Raw genomic sequence first — 18,844 nt, 5'->3', positions numbered from 1 at the left:
GCTTCACCTGGCCGCCGCTGACGCTGATCTGTGAAAGGCATCTGTCGCTCGAAGAATTACGTCGCCCATCCGCCCCAATATGCAGGCGGGTGATCCTCGAACCGCGGTCGCCGGAATTGTCGTGCCGATTGACCCAGATCAGGGTTATCTGCTCAGCGGTGTGGTTTCATCGGCCAGTCTTCCAAGGGGTGAAAGCATGCCTCCGTCGATGAATCGCACCGCCGAACGCCTCGGCGATCGGTCTGGATCAAGACCGGCACGAAGGGCGGCCAGGGCCACAAGTGGACCGAGGCGTGGGTGCGCGAGGCGGCGGCCGGATTCTTGTGAGCAAACGCCGAACGCGACCTTCGGCGGCAACGATCAGATCGCCCGGGGCGCGTGCGACTCGCTCTGCGAGATTGGCTCGCTAATACATGCCGACGTAGCCCTCGCTAGTTTTGAGAACATTGTGGCCCTTGCGGCGCGTCCGCAGCTGACAACCGTCGATTTGAACCTAAAGGGGCTCGGACGCGAGGCTGCTGACCGCGTGCTCAAGATTATCGCGGGACGGCAGCAGAGCGGCGTCAGGCGCTGGCCATGTTCGCTGGTCCTGGCCGGCATCGTCGCAGCCATGAACTCGCTAGTGCACTTCGTTGCAGGAACGGATGCGTCCGAATGAACGAGTTCAAGCCAGTTCGGTTTGTCGATTTGGCGCTGGAGGGGCAATTTTGGCGCGAACGGCTAGAGACGGTGCTGACACGTACCATCCCCAGCCAGCACGTCCAGCTTGGCAAGCACGGTATTTTGCAGTCCCTGACCCTGCCGAACCGCCCGCCGTCGTTCCGAGACAATGGGCATGATTTCGTGCAGCTGTTCTGGGACTCCGACGTCGGCAAGTGGATCGAAGCGGCATCCTATGCGCTGTCACACAGGAGCGACGCCGACATGGTGGCCAGGATCGAAAAGATCGTCGACGATCTCGAAAAAGCGCAGGCTCCCGACGGCTATCTGAACTGCTGGTACTTGCAGCGCGACCCAGACAAGCGCTGGACGAACCTACGCGACAATCACGAACTCTATAATCTTGGACATTTGCTCGAAGGCGGCATCGCCTACTTCGTTGCGACTGGCCAGCGCCGGCTCCTCTGCATCCTCGAGCGCTATGTCGACCATGTGCGCAAGACATTCGGCCCGAACCCCGGCCAGAAGCGCGGCTATTGCGGCCATCAGGAGATAGAGCTGGCTCTCGTTAAGCTCTATCGCTTGACGGGAGAGAGAAAGCATCTCGACCTCGCAGCCTATTTCATCAATGAGCGCGGGCGCCAGCCGCACTACTTCGATCAGGAAGCAGTTGCGCGCGGGGAGAGTCCGCAGGATTTCTGGGTGGAGAGATTTGAGTACAGCCAATCGCATAAGCCGGTGCGCGAGCAGACAATTGTGGTTGGACATGCCGTCCGCGCCATGTACATGTTTTCTGCCATGGCCGACCTCGCGGCGGAACTGAATGACGACAGCCTAAAGAAAGCATGCGAGCTGCTCTGGGCTGACGTCATGTCCTCAAAGATCTATATTACTTCCGGCTTGGGTCCGGCCGGCGGGAATGAAGGCTTTACCGAGGCCCATGACTTGCCGAACGATACGGCCTATGCCGAGACCTGCGCTTCTGTAGCGCTGATTTTCTGGGCCCATCGTATGCTGCATTTCGATCTCGACGGCCGCTACGCCGACGTTATGGAACGGGCGTTGTTTAACGGCGCGCTGACCGGCCTGTCGCGCGATGGCCGGCACTATTTTTATACCAATCCGCTGGACAGCGATGGACGACACAGCCGATGGGCCTGGCACACATGTCCATGCTGCACGATGAATTTGTCGCGTCTGATCGCTTCGGTCGGAGGCTATTTTGTCTCGGCCAGCGAAGACGCAATTGCCTTCCATCTCTACGGCGGCATTTCGACGAACATCCAGCTCGCTGGAGCAAATGTGTTCCTGCGGGAAACCAGCGCCTATCCACTATCCGGCTCGATCAGAATAGAGGTCAGCCCTGACGCGGCGGCTGAGTTCACCGTCAAGCTGCGCATTCCCGGCTGGGCGCATGAAGCCAAAGCCTCGGTCGGGGGACATGTGGTCGACGTGACTGCATGCACCAGAAACGGCTATCTTGTGATCTCGAGGCTATGGACTCGAGGAGACATAATCGCCCTCGACCTACCGATGGCTCCCGAGCGCATCTATGCTCATCCGTTGGTCAAGCAGGATATCGGCCGGGTGGCGCTCAAGCGCGGACCATTGGTTTATTGCGTTGAAGAGGTCGACAATCCCGGGTCGCGCGTGCAGCAGCTCAAGCTGCCGCGAGAGGCCAAGATCGAAACCGTCGAACGGGGCGATCTTTTCGACGGCGTGGTCACGCTGACTGCCTCCGCGCAGCGCGTCGAAGACCAAAGCTGGGGAGACAGCCTGTACAGGAATGCGCCCCCCATCGCTTCGGACTACCAGCTAACTGCCCTGCCATACTATCTCTGGAACAATCGGGCGAAAGGCTCGATGCAAGTGTGGCTGCTGGAAAGCTGAATGGCCGACGTGAGAAACCCGCTGGCTGGATGGCTCTATAATCAGGTGAGCGGATCAAAGGCCAGGTTCGATCAGCCGCTGCACTTTTTCACGAGACTACCTGTTCGGTTCCCGATTGATGCGGATCTTCCTCCCCAGTCTGGTGAGCCGCAGGCGAAGCACTGGATCGCGCGGTGGCGACGGCGGCATTGCCGGGTCCGGCCGCCTCGGTACCAGTCCTCAATCCCGCCAATCGCAATGCGCTGGGCGGCAAAAACGAACTGCTGACGCTGGAGAACATGCTGCTGCGGCAGCAACATGAGCAGCAACAGCTCGCGCCAACCATCGTGAGATCGCGCGCGGCAACCGCCCCGTCGACCGCTCACTTACCAGCTACAGCGGTCGGGCAACGGCATTGTTAGCGTGTGCCGCTGATGAGGCGCTTGCCACTTATTGGTGACTTTGGCTCGTGCGCGCCGCGCTTAATCAAGCATCAAAGGCGTTTTTGATTTCGCGATTGGTGCTTCAGCACTGGAGAGCCGACAGAATGGCGACACGCTGATGGCCGGCTCCGACAACAGCTTCGACATCATTGTCGTTGGCGCGGGGCCGGTTGGACTTTCCTTCGCCGCATCGCTTGCCCGGAGCAAACTCAAAGTGGCACTTGTTGAAGCGCAGGCTCGGGAAAAACTCGAGAATCCGGCGTTCGACGGTCGCGAGATCGCGCTGACCCATGCCTCGATCAGAATCCTTCGGGAGCTCGGCGCCTGGGATATCATTCCCGCTTCGGACAAATCACCACTTCAAGGCGCACGCGTCCTCAACGGATCGAGCGCTTTCGCTCTGCGTTTCGATTCCCTCAGCGGATCTGGGCAGCCATTGGGAGTCCTCGTCCCAAATTGCCGGATTCGGGATGCCCTTTTCAAAATCATCTGCTTGCAGGATCATGCCCGTTTGCTCTGCGGCCATTCGGTCGTGAATGCGACAAACAGCAACCAAGGAGCAGTCATAACACTCTCCAATGGCAGGCAGTTGACAGCTCGGCTCCTCGTTGCTGCGGATTCGCGTCTGTCCACCACACGCGACCTGCTGAGTATCGATGCCGATGTTAATTGGCTTGGCCATTCGATGCTGATTTGCCGGGTGAGCCACGAGCGCGCCCACCACCAGATCGCAATCGAATGGTTCGATCACCATCAGACGATAGCGATGCTGCCCCTTGCGGAAGGGGTGTCGTCGCTGCTGCTCACGTTGAGCACAAACGAGGCTGATAGACTACTTGCCTTCGACGACGATCTATTCCTTGCGGAATTGACGAAGCGGTGTGGACGGCGCCTTGGAAACTTGGCTTTGGCAAGCGACCGCCATAGGTATCCGCTCGTCACGACATGGGCGCACAGATTCTGCGCTCCGAGCGTCGCGCTCATAGGCGACGCAGCGATTGGCATGCATCCGGTGACCGCGCATGGGTTTAACATCGGCCTCTGCAGCCAGAAGCAACTCGCCTACAGAATCTTGACAGCATATCGCGATGGTCGAGACATCGCCGATCCCGACATGCTGCGCAGATACGAAAGCTATTTACGACTGTCGGCCGGGCCGCTTTACCATGCCACGAACATACTTGTGGGCCTCTACTCGAGCGAGCGTCCAGCGGCACGGCTTGCAAGACATTTAGGGCTTCGTTTCGCCCAACATCTTCCACTTGTCCGCCACGGCATTTCGGCCATGCTCAAGCGATGAAACCATAAAAGCAGCTTTGGGAGTTTGGCCCGGATATATTGCGATGAGCCGTCATTCCCCGGAGCATCTACCAAACCTTGGCCTGGATAGCCTTTCCGATCTCAATAGCGCTTCCAATTACATCGATAGGTCCGTCATACCTTGTCGCGTTTTCGGGCATGCCCCGCTTGGGTGGCGCCTCGGGCGTAAGGACCATTGAGAGTCCCCCAGAGGCATTGATCGCCGCCAGCCCTCGCGATCCATCATCGAGAGAACCAGACAACACGACACCGATTGTGGGGCTCTGGTCGTGCTCTGACACCGACCTAAAGAGGTCGACCGTACGATTGCGGTGCAGGCGACGAGGATCGTCCACAAGTAAGCCGAAGCTGTTTGCAGCTAACAGCAGGTGATCCGCGGGCTCGCGACATATACGGTTCCAACTTGAAACTTCGCCCCACTGTAGGCCACACGCACCGGCATCGCCGACGCACGGTCGAGAATACTTGCCAAGTGGGTCGGCCGATCCTAAGGGCGATGCAACACCACGAGCACAACCGCGTTCAGCGCACCGAGAGCTGGCCGAGAACCATTTTGACGTCCTTCAGGTCCTCACTTCCGGAAGCGCCGATCGCCACAATCCAGGGGCCGTTTGCCAGTGTGCTCATTGACCTCTTGTGGATTCTGCACCAGGTCGCCTGCAGAACCCTCTCCGGTGGCGGTTAAGGCCGGAAGCGGCACCTACAGCATCTGCGTGACCACTGGTTTGGCTCACAATGCTGCGGGCTGAAGGCCCGCTCCGGAAAATCCGCCCTTTGAAGCTGCCAGTCCGTTTCCAGTCCTAAAGGCTGTCGGACAGCAATGCGCCCGTCTCAGTCATTCAGACGGTGGGAAACCTTGAACCTAAAGCGGACACCTTCGCCGCCTCCGGCCATCGCATCGTTTGGCTCGGAGGCGGCGAGACCAGCCGCTCCTTCGTCGGCGCGATGACGCGGCAAGCGGGGGCGAAGCTCCGAAATCGACAGGGGTCATCACCACATGGGCCGAAACCGCGATGCGGGTTCGGTGGCGAGGACAATGGACGCGCCATATAGCCCGGCCGGCAACCACTCACATATAGAAGCGATAAGACGGATTGGGTGCCTGGTTGTCAGAGAGCTCCGTCATCAGCATCCCGACCTTTCGGGCAAAGGAAACGGTGATCGGATGACGACCTATGCCCTCGCTCGAATTCCAGTTCATTTTTGTGAGGGCGAGAATTTCCCTCGCCCGCTGGTGCATATCGGTGACGCCGCAGGAGCCGATCTGCAACGGCGCCGGGATATGCGGACCGGGATATTCGTCCCACCACGGCACATAGCCGCTGGTGAAAAGATACGTCTCGTCGCCAACCGTGCACATCGTCCCGCGCCAGGGCTCCTGCATCCCCTTTCGGATCAGCCGGAAGGCGGTGCTGCGCATCCAGACAAGATCGCATACCGGAACCCGTGATTCCGCCGCGCCGCGGAAACCGTCCTCTTCTTCGGGCTCATAAAGGCTCGTCTTGTGAACGACGACACGCGCCGGTTTGACCCCCGCCTGTGCTTCGTACTTGTCGAGCACGTCATTCATCAGGGCGGCGGCCTGGGCCTGATTGAGATAGGGCTGCCGATTGCGGCGCTGCTCGTGCGGCAGCGTCGCACCCTTCAGCGCGAAGGGCTCGATCTCGTTGGAAAAGACCTGCGCCACGCTGGCATAGACGACGTCACCTTCGCGGCGCTTGAGATGGTGAAAGGAAATGCCGATGAAGCAGGTGTTGGCGGGCAACGAGGCGGGGCGCCAGGGCTCGTGACCGGCTTTGTAAAAGAGCGAGGTCGCCAAATTCCAGGCCCGCGTCGCGGTGCTTTGCCCCTCATTGTCGGGACGGATGAAGGTATCCCGTCGCATGATCTGCACGGGGACGGGATTTTGATGCGTCATGATGCGTGCTTTGAGCGCGCGGTAGAAGGAGCGAAAGAGCAGATCCTCTGCCTGAGTGCGTAGATCCTCGGCCGCCTTGAGCTCTTCGGGGGTCGGCTGGAAGAGCGATAGCTGGTCCTGCTCCTCTTCGCGCTGCAGCCGCTCCAGCGCTTCGCGCTCCTGTGCGGAAAGTTTCGGGTTCGACATGCGCAGATCGGCCGCCTCATCGGGCAGGCATACGATGATGCAATCGGGCCGCACGTCTCCGAAAAGGCTTTGGATGCGGGCATCGAAGAGGTCAAGCAATTCCTCGAATTTGGTCGCGATCGAAGATTGATTGAGCGCCAGCGCGAGACGTTCCGAATCAAGCGGCCGCACGAAACGATCTTCAACGATGAATTTGGCGCGGAACGCCTTTTCCGCGCCCGGCCAGTTGCGATAGCGGTGCGCGCTCTTTTCCCGTGCGATGGCGACGCCATTCAGTTTGGGGAGCCAGCGTTTTGCCAGCGCCACATCTTCCGGCGCGCCGACTAGCCCGATGCGGATGTCCTTGATCGCCGCGGAATCCTTTGCGCCGGCCTTCGCCAGCACGCTGCGGGGCTCAACCCCCGTCTGGCCGTCGCCGAAGAGCAATTGCGGCTCAGGCAGACATTCGATCTTGATCGTCGGTATCATCGTCCATCAATCCTATCTCCGGCACTTCCACTTTCAGGAAGGAAGCTGCCAACAGCAAGTTATCGACCTGCCGGTCGCCGATATTAATCGTCTCGCCGCCGCGGCCGAGAAAGCTTTCCCAGAAGGCGAGATCGGCCTCGACATTCTTGTTGCGGTCGAACTTGATCCGGCTTGTCGCCCTGGAGGTGCGGGCAAAAGAGGGCAGCGGCGTTTTGCCGTTGCGGCCGGTGAACATGTAAAATGGCTTGATGCGCACGCTCCAGAGCCCGCCAAGATCGACGATCTCGTAGCCGATCCCCTCGTTTTCAAACCAGGTCCGCGGCCCCTCTCCGCGCTTCTTCGCGACATCGCGGCGGTTTCCCTTACGCTGCGGGCCGTTCCAGACGATCGTGCGATTCTCGCCATTGAGCGCATGGAAAAACGCCCGGTGCCTACGCCCTTCTTCGAGAATCAGGCCATCGGCCGCGAATCCTTTAAGGTATCGCTCCCAGTGCTTGCGCAGTAGCCAGGACAATACGCGATTGGCGTCGGGACTCTCCTCGATGGTCTTGCGGTCCACGCTGACGCACGCCTCCCGGTCGACGATCGGAGCCAGGAGCGTAGTGAGGATCGGCAAGGGCACGAAGCTCCATAGTTCGGAGCCTCGGACAATGAAGGTTCCACACTCCGAGACATCCAGATCACGCGGACGCTCGCGCCACGGCACGGTGAGCTGGGCGATCGAGATGGTGTCGGGGATCACCGTGAACGGCAGGGAATTGAGCACATAGACGCCGATGGGAATGTTGTGCCGCGCGATCGTCTGCGAGCCTGCGGACGCCAGCGGCGGCACGATGCGGGCTTCGAATCTGTCCGACCGGGCGTGATGATAGAATGTCGAGGCGCCGCCGGACTCGGTCATCATCTGGCCGACATCGATGAGCCCCGTACCGGCCCGCTCCATCGCGCTGATGCCGAAGAAGATGTCGCAAAGGGCGGGGTTGCGTTGTTCGGTGATGCTCTCCGAGAGCACAAAGCGGCCATCCGTTTCGACCGCCACCCGGCCGGCGATCCTGTGCGGCAGCGCCCCCGGATTAGCGAACACGATCTCCGCGCCGGGACGCATGTCCACGGTCGCAGGCTCGGCGAGCGCATAGTCGCGGTGGACGAGCATATTGACCAGCAGCTCGACGAGCGCACGCGGCGGATAGGCCCGCTGTTCGCCATGTTGCCGCCGGCCTTTCACCTTGAGCAGCGGGTTGACATCCTCGGCATCGAACCGCTCCAGCAGGCGGCGATGCTGGCTGATCAGGTTGCCCTCATAAAGCTCGCGCTTCTTTCCTCCTTCGGTGAGGGTGACGACGGCGTGCGGAAAGAATTCGTGCGGGGCCTTGCCGAACAGCAGCAATGCTCCGGCGGTCACCTTGTTGGCGCCGTCCTGGGACAGGAGCAGTCCCTGCTCGCGCATCAGGCTGAACATCGTCTCGCGCGTAACGGGGGCGCGTTTGAGCTTCTTGCAGTAATCGGTCAGAACCGAAAGCACGAAATCAAGGTCGAGGTCGTCCAGCGACGCATCCTCGATGATCCGCTCATCAAACGAGCGGAGCGCCGGAACGGCCGGCTGCCGGGTACCGGCCGCGCGAAAATGGTCGTAGTCGGCCAGTTCCTGAGCAAGATCGGCGAACAGCTCGTCAAATCCGTCGATCGATACAAAGGTGAGATTCGAGCCGAGGCGGCGCGCCAGCGCCTCCACATGCGGGTGCGGCGTGTCACCGTGGCGCAGGCACCAGTAGATGCCCCTCGGAAAATCCAGCCGGCCCTGTTTCACCTGCCCGAAGATGCCTTCCATGATCGAGGGCTCGGCGCCGCGGTAGCCGACAACGATGATCGGCGAGGCATCGAGCAAGGGGCGAAGCAGCGAGACAAGGGCGGGATCGGCGGCGCCGACTTCGCCCGCGACATTCTTGTCCGAATAGTGCTCCGCGCGGCCGTGCAGCCAGACGACCTGGCATTTGTTGAAGATGTCGAACTGCGCCGTGTCGCCGGGGCTGCGGTTCACCTCGTTGATCTGACGGATATGCGGCTGGCGCTCTCTCAGAGCGTCGGGAAGGCAGGGGTCGAAATTGGTCGTCGTGATCGTGCTGACCAGGCCGCGCATGACAAAATCGGCGATCGTCCTGTAGCCGGTGCTGATGCCGTTGGCAGGCTGCATGAGGTCGACCAGCACCCGCTTGCGGAATTCCGCCGGCGTCAGCAGGTGCTCCACCGCCAGCGGGAAGTTTTCCGCGAGACGATCCGCGCCGTGAATGAACCAGGGGAAGTTTTGCAGCCAGGGCTCCCATTCGGTCGGCTTGACCCGTTCGGGCGGCCGGACTCCCGCAAGCTCGCGCTCGGAAAAAACCCGGCGCGCGATCTGCTTCACGGCTTCCGCGGCTGTGGGGACGCCGGAGCGAAAGGAAGCGCCTGCGCCCAAAAGCAGGACCGGGCAGCGCTCCTCCGTCGTGCGGAAAAGCGGTGCCAGGATGGAAATAGCCTGTCTGTTGTTACCCATGAGAGACTCCGAAGCCATAATGTACCCGCTTTGTTCTGATTCCCCAAGGGCAGATGCAGCGGATTCTTCGAGTATCCACCGCCCGGTCTCGCCCGATCAGTAGTCCATGTTCGCGTGGGTGACGGCGCGCGACATGCCCCTTCTGATCGCTGTTATCCATCCTCGCGCTGACACAGAGCCGCTCCGGCGGGTTTTTTGCTGGCAGAGATGAAACGTGCTTATTGTAGCGGCACCTTCCCAGGGGTGAGACGACAATGTTTGGGAAAAAGGATCTCGATTCAGGCGCAGCGGTAACGGCGGCACTCGCTGCCTACAAGGAGTCTTACCAGGCATCGTTGCGACACGGTCCAAATCCGCAGGCCGCCGAGGCAAAGGCCCTCATTCATCAGGCGAAAAAAATCGCATCGGATTCGGGGCTGTCTCGCGCTTTGGTCAGGGTATTGCTTGATGAAGTAAAATACTGGCCCTCATGGTCTCAGAGGCCCGAATTTAGAGATTACCTGAATTTTGATGCGCAGGAGGTGGTTGCCACCAAGGCAGACCTTGGTGAGCGCAAATCGGAATCCAGGATTGATTTTTCTTACAAAGGCAAGCGCTATGGGTTGGTTTTTCACGACTTAGGGTGGAGCTACCACGATGATGCGTTTCATCATGGACGCGTCGAATTCTATGCGGACGAGAAACTGGTTTTAGGGCTCAACATCGCCGACGACATGAACCCTCACTACTCGCAGTGGAATGACTTCGACCTCAACGCCCTTCGCCTTGGGGAGTGGACAAAAGCTCTGATCGAAATCGAAGCTGACATCGAACAAAATAAACAGCGAAAAAGGGGCAGCGACGAGAACAGCGCGGCCATCGAAAAGGCTCGCAACATCGAGCTGTGAAGGACGCGCTGAGGCATCTCACCGTCGATAGCACCGGGGGGAAGTGACAATGGATGTTGAGGATGAAGTGGCGTGGCAGGAGGCCATTTCGCTGGTGAAGTGCCCAGTTGATTGGGTTGCTGAAACTGATTTTGGTGATGAAGAGCATGGCTCAGTTGGCCGCTTAGAATTCGAGTGGGCAAGGGCAGTCGATGCAGTCGCCGTCACTGGGATCGAGAGCCAACTTGCCATGGATTATTACCTTTATCGAACTTTCCTGATGGAGCCTGATTGGGACGGGGCTTTAATCAACCTAAGGGAGCGCCGACCGGAGGCTGTACGCCTTTACATGGAAGGCATCGGTAGGATGGCTGGACTGATATTTCTCTCACCTTCCTACAACGGAAAACACTTTGTTCCCAACGTCGAGCCGACCGCGGTCGTGGAGAGATCGAAGAATGGGCCATCCCTATTTTTCAAAGACTATGACCCGCAAGCTCTTAAGTCATCTTTTTGGATTTGGTTTGAGAGCGTTTTCGATGTGGACGAGGACCGTCGCTACGAAAAAGACGACCAGTTGACTTTTCGTAGCGCTGAGCATTTTCCGTTATGGTCGGATTTCCTGGCCAAGCACCAGGTCCGTATCGCCTTTGACACCATGCTACCGATCGGCGCCGTCAAGGGTGAGATCGTCCAGCACGTTGCGATGGACATCGCAATTGATATGCGGACGGGACATTCCTACCCGGTAACAGAGGCCGAAGCCGCCGTCATTATGAAGGGGCTTTGGAGCCAGCCCGTAAAACTCTCCTGATAGACATTCACGCCCGCTAATGGAACCTGAGCAACTCCGTGCTATTGAATCGGCCGGGCTTGTCGGTCGGGTGAAGCACCTACGCAGGGAAGAGACTTTGCGCCATGCCTCGCTCTCGAAGCAGACTCATCGGAAGAAGATGGAGAACAGAGCGATGGGTGAAACACGGCCGCTGATGACCGTAAGCATCAACGAGGCGGTTACAAAAATCCATGTCACGATAGCCGGGCGGGAAAATTCATTAGGCTACGACTATTGGGGAGAGGGTGATCGTCAGTCGGAGATCGCTAAGGCACACCTCGATGCGAGGCGATGGGCCGAATACTATCACGCCAAAATGGTGGAGCGGTACAGCTAGATGGGCAGCCTTCCGCTGGCGATCCATTGGGAGCGCCTTGTCCTACCTACCGTCCGCGGCTTTGCCGACGCCGAGAACTTGCTGCAGGGTTATGCTCTTTCGGCCGATGATGTCGAACTCGTTCGTGACACGAGTTATGAGGTGCTGCGGTTGGGCATGGCTGGAGCGATCTTCATGTATCATTTCTCCGAGGTTGCTTTGGAGCGTGATGCTCTCGCGGGGAAAATTCCATCGGGTGCAACAAAGAAGGACGTATGGCAACTCGTTGCTAACAACGCTGTCGCAGCAAATGGAGATCCTCGGCCTGACGATCAGAAGGTTCTCGGTGAAGTTGCTGACGCGATCAAACATGCCGAATTGACGTCCAATCAAATTCTTCATGTCGCCAAGAAGAGCCGTGTCATCGAGATTTCACACGACGCGCCGACGCTTTTTCCGGAAGGACAGCCTGCAGGCGTCCCTCAGGTGATCATTCCCACTCAATCCGGCTCGCGCTCGCTTCGCGCCCTTTTCGAGAATGTCGCTCGCGCCTGGCATACAATTTTGGGCCTGCCCGTGATCTAAGGTCGGCCCATCTGTTCGGTATTGGCGAACTCAAAGACCGAGGAGGCATGATCTAATATCTGGGCTACTCGTATGGAAGCTCCCCAAAAAGGCCGATCATTAGATCGCCGCTTAACATTTTGAACGGAATCTCGACGTATTGACTTGGATGCCTTGGCTTCGCTCGACCATCGTTCGGCGCGTTTCTCGTATGCCCTTTTACTTGCTCACCATTTTCCTTGATGAACGGCAAAATGACCAATCGACCATGATTGGTTGAAAGGATGGTTCCCTCGGTCCAGAGGGTCGTCCCATCCTCAGACTGTCCATTGTTGGTAGTCTTCACGTGCCAGCCGACCTGCCCGTTTTCCTCGTACCAAAACACGACACCATTGCCGACAAGCACCCGCTCACCGCGGGCAAGGGCCTCGTCTAGCAGGCGACGCACGCTGGACAGCTGCAATAACTGATTGGCGCGAGGGAGGAGCATCTGCCGAATCTTGGCCTTCACCTCGCCCCAATGCTTCGTCGGGTTGAGGTCAAATCCAGATGCAATCTTTGAGCGTTCAATGAGCATAGCTCCGCGCTTGTGAAGGCTGCCATTTGCCAGCACGTCCCAAGTGCCGTCGTAGCTTTTCCCCATCGCGATCCGTTCATGAAGCTGTCCAACACGAGCGCCTGTCACATATGGAAACTCGGCAAGTGCGGCAGCCAAAGGCTGCCGGAACGGCTCGGCCTTTTCTGTCAGTTTCAGGTTGGACGCCTGGGGTACCGGTGTCCCGCTCTTGCGGCGCCTTGCCTCCGCAAGCATTTGGATCTCCTCAGATCGCAAGCGCTCCTTTGCCTGCAGAGCCTTTGAGGCCTTGAGTTGTAGCGACCGCCGCAATTCTTCCTGGATTGAGCTCAGTCGGAGCTCCGAGGCGTAGCGCGCATTGGTGCTAGCAGCTGCCGTGAAGGCAGCGTCGACATCTGAGAAGATGTCCAGTTTGACACCTCCGCTAGGAGTGGGAACCCTTCGGTCGCGCCACTTTGGAGCACCGGTTTTGCCCACCGCAAGCTCTTCCATCTGCCAAATGCCGAGTAGCGGCTCATAGCTTGGCCAGACTGCCAAGATAGTGTCGAAATCCCGCTTACTCTCGCCCCACTTCATCGCTGGTTCCCTCGCGCAGTTTAAGCAGGGGTTGAATACGCCAATTCGAAGGCTCATCGAACTGAAATTCGATCGGGAAGAATGTATAGGAACAGATTTCGCTGCTTTCGGACATAAATTCAGCTGCTTCCTAGGCGTGAACTCCGACTTCGCGTAGAAGCGGACATTCGTGCTGAGCGGGACCGGATGGCGACTGGGTGGACTGCGTCGACTATCTGCTATTCCAGTCCTTGGCCTGTCTGCCGGACTATGGTCTCCAAACGTGCGAACCGCTGATCTTGGACCGCTTGTGGCCAAGCCGTTCGAATCGCGATCAGGCACTTCCGCAGTTCATTCGCAACCCACATCTGCTCAACGGGGACGATGAAATCAAGAAACGCCAGCGCATCCTGGGGAAACGTCCCACAGTGACCGCTTTCTGAGAGGAGATTCAAGATGTAGTCGGAATGCTGCACTGGCAAGAGCCAACCACGAAGCGTTCGTAAGGCGTCAGGAAACGCACCTCCTGCGGCTATGACAAGTTGCGCGAGCTTCTCGGAGACTTGCGGCGTCCGGATGTCATGGGATTTCGGCCAGATGCTGCCGAGATAGGGTTTCACTCTGTTCTGCCAGTATTCGACGCGGCGGTCCGCAGCACCCTGCAAGCCATCAACAAGCGTCTGCGCGGCACGCACCAGGCCTTCTTCCGGCAAGGCGGCGGTGGCCGTCCGAAGGTCGACGTTGGTGAAGATGCCCCCTTCGTCGAGGGCGACAACAGTGAGAAGTGCCGCGTATTGCTCCGCGATTTGCGCGAGAACGTTGTAATGGCGCGCCGTTTCTAGGAACTGATCTTTGATGGCCTCCAGCAAAGGGCGGTAAAAACGGGGCGACCACAAATACCCGGTCCAGGCAAGCAGTGCCGTCTGTGCCGAGCGATGCCAATCGAATTGCGGCAGTAAAAAGCGCGTCGTCCACGCGCGGTCGACCCGAAACAGCGTTATCGTATTTGTGCCGAGCAAAATACTCCCATGCCGGAAGGCGGGAACGGACTCATCGCAGAGGCGCGTGAGTATCTCGGCGACCTCACCGACGAGCCCCTGATTGTCCTCAAGGCCACCCGCATACCAATAATCGAGGACGGCTTCCGTCGTCATGCCAACGGGATGGTTGATTGCAACGGTTATGGCGTCGTTGCCGTCTTCGATCTCCTCTTCGCGGCGAATGTTCATGATGCGCCGAACCAGCGTGAAGAACGGTTCACGTTGTTCGCCGATGGATTTTGCGGCCGCTTTCAGCCACCACGCAATCGCATGGTCAATCTCTTCAATCACGGCGTCCGGAGCGCCAGCGAGCGGGATCGCGGCGCAACGCCATGAGCGCTCGGAGAGCTCCGCCTCTGACCATGCCTGAAGGGCCTGCCTCCAACGACGCGTTAGCCATTCTCCGCGCCGAGCGAGGTGCAACAACGCCGCCGCCGTTCTCTTGAAATCCTTCCGGCAGCGTTCTCGCCAATCATCTTCACGATCGAAATCATCAACCTCGCCGTTCTCGCGCAACCATACGACCAGCTCCTTGACAGTCGAAGGAGTCGCAGAATGTGTACGCCAGGAACCGCCACTTCCCATCCAGACAGGAAACTCGGCCTTCTCGTCCGCCGGCGTCCATTGCGGATACGTCCGCGCCAAATCCTCTAGGAGAGCCGTCGCTTCGAGAATCAAATCTCCGCCCGCCTCCCGCATGGCGGTCAGCCGGACCCATATCTCGCGATCAAAGACGCGGCGCAGCGTCTCCGGCTCACGGCCCTCTGCGAACATGCGGGCTGGAGGGCCGAGCATGATGGCGCGCTGCAGCCTTTCAGTGTCCAATGCCGGCAAGCTTGGCGCCAACGCCACGAGTAGGCGCATGGCTTCGCGATGCGTCTCGATCGACCAGAGCCACCACGCATTGTCCGACAGCAACTGATCGACCGCCTCGGAGGAGGGAAAGAGGTCGCGCCGTTCTGCTATTGCGAAAAGGGCCAGGCGCCTGAAAACCGGATAGGGAAGCTCGAGCCAGCGATGCACTTCCCGAACTGCGCGCGGCGGCGAGGAGTATGCGGCGGCCAGCCAAGCGTCGCGGGCGAGTTCGATCAGCGCAGTCCAATCACGGTATTTGCGGTTCTGTGGATGGTCGCTGATCGAGGGCTGCTGCCAATATGAGCGATCCGAGATTTCATCCGCGGCCTGCAATTCCCGCATGATGTCCATAGCGTCCAGAAGCAGTTCGGTCGCGTCGTTGAGCAGTACGGGGAGCGCTGCCTGCCATTCGGGGCTTTTGCCGATGTCCCGAAGCGCGGAATGCACATAATCCGCGGCGAGGACCAGTTCCCATTCGACAAGCTGATCGGGACGCCGACTTGTCGCAGCAACGCCGGCGTCACCTTCCGCTTCCTCCGACATCCGGTATGACGGCCGTATCTGAACCCGCGGCGAGAGGATCTCGCGAAGCTGCATCCGCAGTAACGCCGTGAGTCCGGAGCGTTTGAGGCGCTTGATCCAGGAATACAAATCAAAGTGCCTGGAACTGTCGGACACGCGGCCCGAGAGAACAATGCGCCACAATGCTTCCATCGCCGGCGACGGCGGTCTTTGGCCCAGTTCGTTCTCGAGAAAGAACCGGAAATGATCATCCACGCTGCCGCCCTGGTTGACGACCCAGAGCAGGAGTTCCGGATTGTCGAGATGGCGAGCAAGCCAGCGCGCAATATAAGGCATCACCTTGTCCCACCGCGAGAACACGCGATCGGTGCGGTGGACCAGCCGCATCCACGGTGACCGGGTGTAGGACGCCGGCCGGGCAATTAGGCTGTAGGCAAGCTTCTTGTCCTCGGCGTCGTCGGCGGCAATGCCGAACCGGGCAAGATCGCGGTGCCCGAAGCGATCTTCGGCGAGCGCATGAAGCCATTCAATGGATGGGAGCGGATTGTGATCCGCCAGCGCCTTTGCCGGCAGGCCGCTCTCGTCACACAAGGCCCAAAGCATCCGTCCAACGAAATTGTCCTGGCGTGTGCTGCCCATCGGTCTCAGTGTTGCATAGCGTGAGACGATGGCCTCCTTTCCGCGGACGCCATCACGATAGGTCTCAGCCCAGGCATGAAGGGTCCGGTGCAGCAGCGCATGATGATTGTGGTTCCTGTAGAGGATGGGAGTGACGTTCTTGGCTACCCATTCTGCTTCCGCTTCCGCTTCCCTACCGCGAATGTGATTGCCGAACGCAAAGACCGAGATAGGAGCCTCGCCGAGCAAACGGTCAGCGGCTAGGGCATCCATCATGTAACGCATCACAGGATCGTTGATGCTGTATCCAACGAAGCAGACGGTGTGGTTCCGAAAGAGCTCGCTGACGAAACGGGCGGCCCATCGCTCAGTTAGATAGGCAAGGCCAAAATCGCCGCTCGATATCACCAGACGGTCGAGGTCAGACTGTGTTGGGTTTTCCGGCAAGCGACCGTGAAGATAGACAACACCGTCCCATCTCTTTTTCGGCACGGGCAGAAGTGGCGCTGCGAAGTCGCCCAATGTGATGCCAAGGCGGCTCATGGCTGCGGTGAAGAGCGAATCGAAGTTCGTCGTGATGAGGCGCGACTGACCAGCCCGGTTCTTGGCTAGCGTAAGAAGGGCTTCGTGAGTCTTTGTAGCGCTGGGCAAAGTCAGGTCAGGCGCTAGAACCCGCTCGAGGGCACGACGAACAGCGGATCGGCCATCGACCACCCTGTTTTCGAGGAGGCCGATGGTCGTATCATACTGGCCGCTTTCCAAGGCAATGCGCTCGACGGCATTGGGGACCTCGCCGAGATCATCGTAGATCTTCTCAACGAGGCCTTGAAATCCTGGGAGCCGAGCCGGGTAGGAAATGCCAGCGCCGCAGAAAAACACCACTCGCCCGTCTTCATGAGCCTGCAGCAACGGCTCGGGAACATCTGGCCCATTCTTAATGAATTGCATGTTTGCAAGCCCCTCATACTGCGCAGCTTCAGGCAATATATCGTGGGCAGCAAGCACATTGAGCCGATTGTCCCCTTAGAAATAGCAACATCAGATGGAGCCAGTGTGGTGTGATCAGACAACGCCTATGGACCCGGGTAACAGGGTCGCATCTCTCGTCGGCAGCGCTCAACAAACGTCGGCTTCCTCGGTCAAATCCAGCAAACCGGACGGTCTTCTCCCGTGGAGGTTTTTCGATGCGGGCCGCAGCGCAACGTTTGCCGCTGGCATTGGCGGCCCGCGTTGACAAACGGCCGAAGGAGGAAGCCGCGGGAGCCGCGCGGGACCTATGGAGAAAGCGCGCGGCCGCGGGTGTGTGTTGAGGAGTTCGGCGCTGACGGCGGAAGCAAACGGGCCGGCCTGAGAGCGTGCGATGGCCTGATCGGCAGCAGATTTGACGGTCTCCTTCCTGACGGTTTCGACCGTTTTGCGGTGCTCAGCCTTATGTGGTGCAAACCGATGCCCTCCCGGAATGCCGTGTCTTTCCGGGTCAGCCCTGGCCGATATGAGGGGCGGTTCGTCATGCTGCCTGCTCCCGTGGTGGCGCACGGGATCTGGGCCTCTGGCCGCGGCGGAAGATCTCGATGATGCGCATGGGGCCGCCGCAGGCTGGGCATGGCTCTCTCAGCGTGAGCGGGATGATCTCGGCGCTTGGCACTTCATCCTGGACGACGGTCTCCGCCCCAAGCAATGTGCGGATCTTCGCGATATTGGCCTTGCGCCCCGCGCCGGCCAGCAGGCCGTAATGGCGGATTCGGTGGAATCCGTCGGGCAGGACGTGGATCAGGAAACGGCGGATGAACTGACCAGTGGCGAGTCGCATGACCTTTTGCCGGTTGCCAGTCTTGATGCGGTAGTCCTTCCAGCGGAAGGTGACCGTCTCAGCATCGGCGCTGATCAGGCGGCTGTTCGAGATGGCCACGCGATGGGTGTAGCGGCTGAGATAGGCTAGCACGGACTCGGGCCCGCCGAAGGGAGGCTTGGTGTAGACCACCCATTCGGATTTGCGGAAGGGGGCAAGCCAGGCGCCGAAGGCGTCCGCCTCTGTCAATCCTGTCAGATCCCCGAAGAAGCTCAGTTCACCTGCGCGATGCAGAGCTATCAGCCCTTCCAGGAATAATCGCCGGAACAGACGAGACAGAACCTTCACGGGCAGAAAGAAGCCGGGTCGGCAGCCAATCCAGCGCGTGCCATCCGGCGACAGCCCACCGCCGGGCACGATGATGTGGACGTGCGGGTGATGGGTGAGCGCCGAGCCCCAGGTATGCAGCACGCTGGTCATGCCGATGCGGGCGCCAAGATGGCGCGGATTTGCGGCGATGGTGGTCAGCGTCTGCGCGGAAGCCTGGAACAGGAGGTCATAGACCGACTTCTTGTTCCAATAGGCGATCTGCGCGATCTGTGCGGGGATGGTGAAGACAACATGGAAATACTCGACCGGCAGCAGGTCTTCGGCACGGGCGGCCATCCAGTCGCGCGCAGCCGGTCCTTGGCACTTCGGGCAGTGCCTATTTTTGCAGGAATTGTAGGCGATATGCTGGTGGCCGCATTTGGCGCAGGCAGCCACATGCCCGCCGAGCACCTCGGTCCGGCAGGCCTCGATCGCCGACATGACCTTGAGCTGGCTCAGACTGACATGCCCGGCATTGGCCTGCCGCCACGCAGGCCCATGGGCGCGGAAGATGTCAGCGATCTCCAGCTTTGGCCGGGACACCCGG

Annotated in this window: 14 protein-coding genes; 8 read left to right on the top strand and 6 right to left on the bottom strand. The window is 59.5% G+C overall.

Annotated elements, in window-relative coordinates:
* Positions 1-79 precede the first annotated feature (79 nt).
* From H0241_RS36465 to ubiM, 4 genes are all read left to right on the top strand, one after another.
* Positions 80-658 (top strand): substrate-binding domain-containing protein, encoded by a 579-nt coding sequence (locus tag H0241_RS36465; protein WP_407941764.1) that lies wholly within the window; start codon positions 80-82, stop codon positions 656-658.
* Complete coding sequence (locus H0241_RS23015) at positions 655-2,550, top strand: glycoside hydrolase family 127 protein (protein ID WP_181060127.1); 1,896 nt, start codon at positions 655-657, stop codon at positions 2,548-2,550. Before H0241_RS36465 ends, H0241_RS23015 begins: the two co-directional genes overlap by 4 nt.
* A 173-nt stretch (positions 2,551-2,723) precedes the next feature.
* Positions 2,724-2,951 carry a hypothetical protein gene (locus tag H0241_RS23010; protein WP_235984424.1) on the top strand — a complete coding sequence of 76 codons (228 nt, stop codon included), beginning with the start codon at positions 2,724-2,726 and terminating at the stop codon, positions 2,949-2,951.
* Between the two features lie 139 nt (positions 2,952-3,090).
* Positions 3,091-4,272, top strand: coding sequence for a 5-demethoxyubiquinol-8 5-hydroxylase UbiM (ubiM, locus tag H0241_RS23005; protein WP_181060126.1), 1,182 nt, complete (start codon positions 3,091-3,093; stop codon positions 4,270-4,272).
* Positions 4,273-4,339: 67 nt separating this feature from the next.
* Here the strand turns inward: ubiM and H0241_RS35765 are convergent, their stop codons facing one another.
* The 3 genes from H0241_RS35765 to H0241_RS22990 form a co-directional block, all read right to left on the bottom strand.
* Positions 4,340-4,627 carry a chemotaxis protein CheB gene (locus H0241_RS35765; RefSeq protein ID WP_328824790.1) on the bottom strand — a complete coding sequence of 96 codons (288 nt, stop codon included), beginning with the start codon at positions 4,625-4,627 and terminating at the stop codon, positions 4,340-4,342.
* Between the two features lie 734 nt (positions 4,628-5,361).
* Positions 5,362-6,864: an argonaute/piwi family protein gene (locus H0241_RS22995; protein WP_181060125.1), complete on the bottom strand. Its 1,503-nt coding sequence runs from the start codon at positions 6,862-6,864 to the stop codon at positions 5,362-5,364.
* Positions 6,830-9,394, bottom strand: a complete 2,565-nt coding sequence (locus H0241_RS22990) for an SIR2 family protein (RefSeq protein ID WP_181060124.1) — start codon at positions 9,392-9,394, stop codon at positions 6,830-6,832. Before H0241_RS22990 ends, H0241_RS22995 begins: the two co-directional genes overlap by 35 nt.
* A gap of 254 nt (positions 9,395-9,648) precedes the next feature.
* Between H0241_RS22990 and H0241_RS22985 the strand changes: the two genes are divergently transcribed.
* The 4 genes from H0241_RS22985 (at position 9,649) to H0241_RS22970 (ending at position 11,996) form a co-directional block, all read left to right on the top strand.
* Positions 9,649-10,281 (top strand): hypothetical protein, encoded by a 633-nt coding sequence (locus H0241_RS22985; protein WP_181060123.1) that lies wholly within the window; start codon positions 9,649-9,651, stop codon positions 10,279-10,281.
* Positions 10,282-10,330: 49 nt separating this feature from the next.
* A complete protein-coding gene (locus H0241_RS22980; protein WP_181060122.1) occupies positions 10,331-11,074 on the top strand; it encodes a hypothetical protein in 744 nt (247 codons plus the stop codon).
* A gap of 154 nt (positions 11,075-11,228) precedes the next feature.
* Complete coding sequence (locus H0241_RS22975) at positions 11,229-11,432, top strand: hypothetical protein (RefSeq protein WP_181060121.1); 204 nt, start codon at positions 11,229-11,231, stop codon at positions 11,430-11,432.
* Positions 11,433-11,996: a hypothetical protein gene (locus tag H0241_RS22970; protein WP_181060120.1), complete on the top strand. Its 564-nt coding sequence runs from the start codon at positions 11,433-11,435 to the stop codon at positions 11,994-11,996. It begins immediately after the preceding gene.
* A gap of 64 nt (positions 11,997-12,060) precedes the next feature.
* Here H0241_RS22970 and H0241_RS22965 read toward each other — a convergent pair whose 3' ends face one another.
* The 3 genes from H0241_RS22965 to H0241_RS22955 form a co-directional block, all read right to left on the bottom strand.
* A complete protein-coding gene (locus H0241_RS22965; protein WP_181060119.1) occupies positions 12,061-13,125 on the bottom strand; it encodes a hypothetical protein in 1,065 nt (354 codons plus the stop codon).
* Between the two features lie 218 nt (positions 13,126-13,343).
* Positions 13,344-17,087 carry an anti-phage defense-associated sirtuin Dsr1 gene (gene dsr1 / locus H0241_RS22960; protein WP_181060118.1) on the bottom strand — a complete coding sequence of 1,248 codons (3,744 nt, stop codon included), beginning with the start codon at positions 17,085-17,087 and terminating at the stop codon, positions 13,344-13,346.
* A 559-nt stretch (positions 17,088-17,646) separates the two neighbouring features.
* Positions 17,647-18,840: an IS91 family transposase gene (locus tag H0241_RS22955; RefSeq protein WP_181060117.1), complete on the bottom strand. Its 1,194-nt coding sequence runs from the start codon at positions 18,838-18,840 to the stop codon at positions 17,647-17,649.
* Positions 18,841-18,844: the final 4 nt, after the last annotated feature.

The sequence above is a fragment of the Mesorhizobium neociceri genome, assembly GCF_013520985.1.
Lineage (GTDB): Bacteria > Pseudomonadota > Alphaproteobacteria > Rhizobiales > Rhizobiaceae > Mesorhizobium > Mesorhizobium neociceri.
Note: the sequence above shows the minus strand (reverse complement) of the source record. Positions and strands in the feature narration are given on the sequence as shown.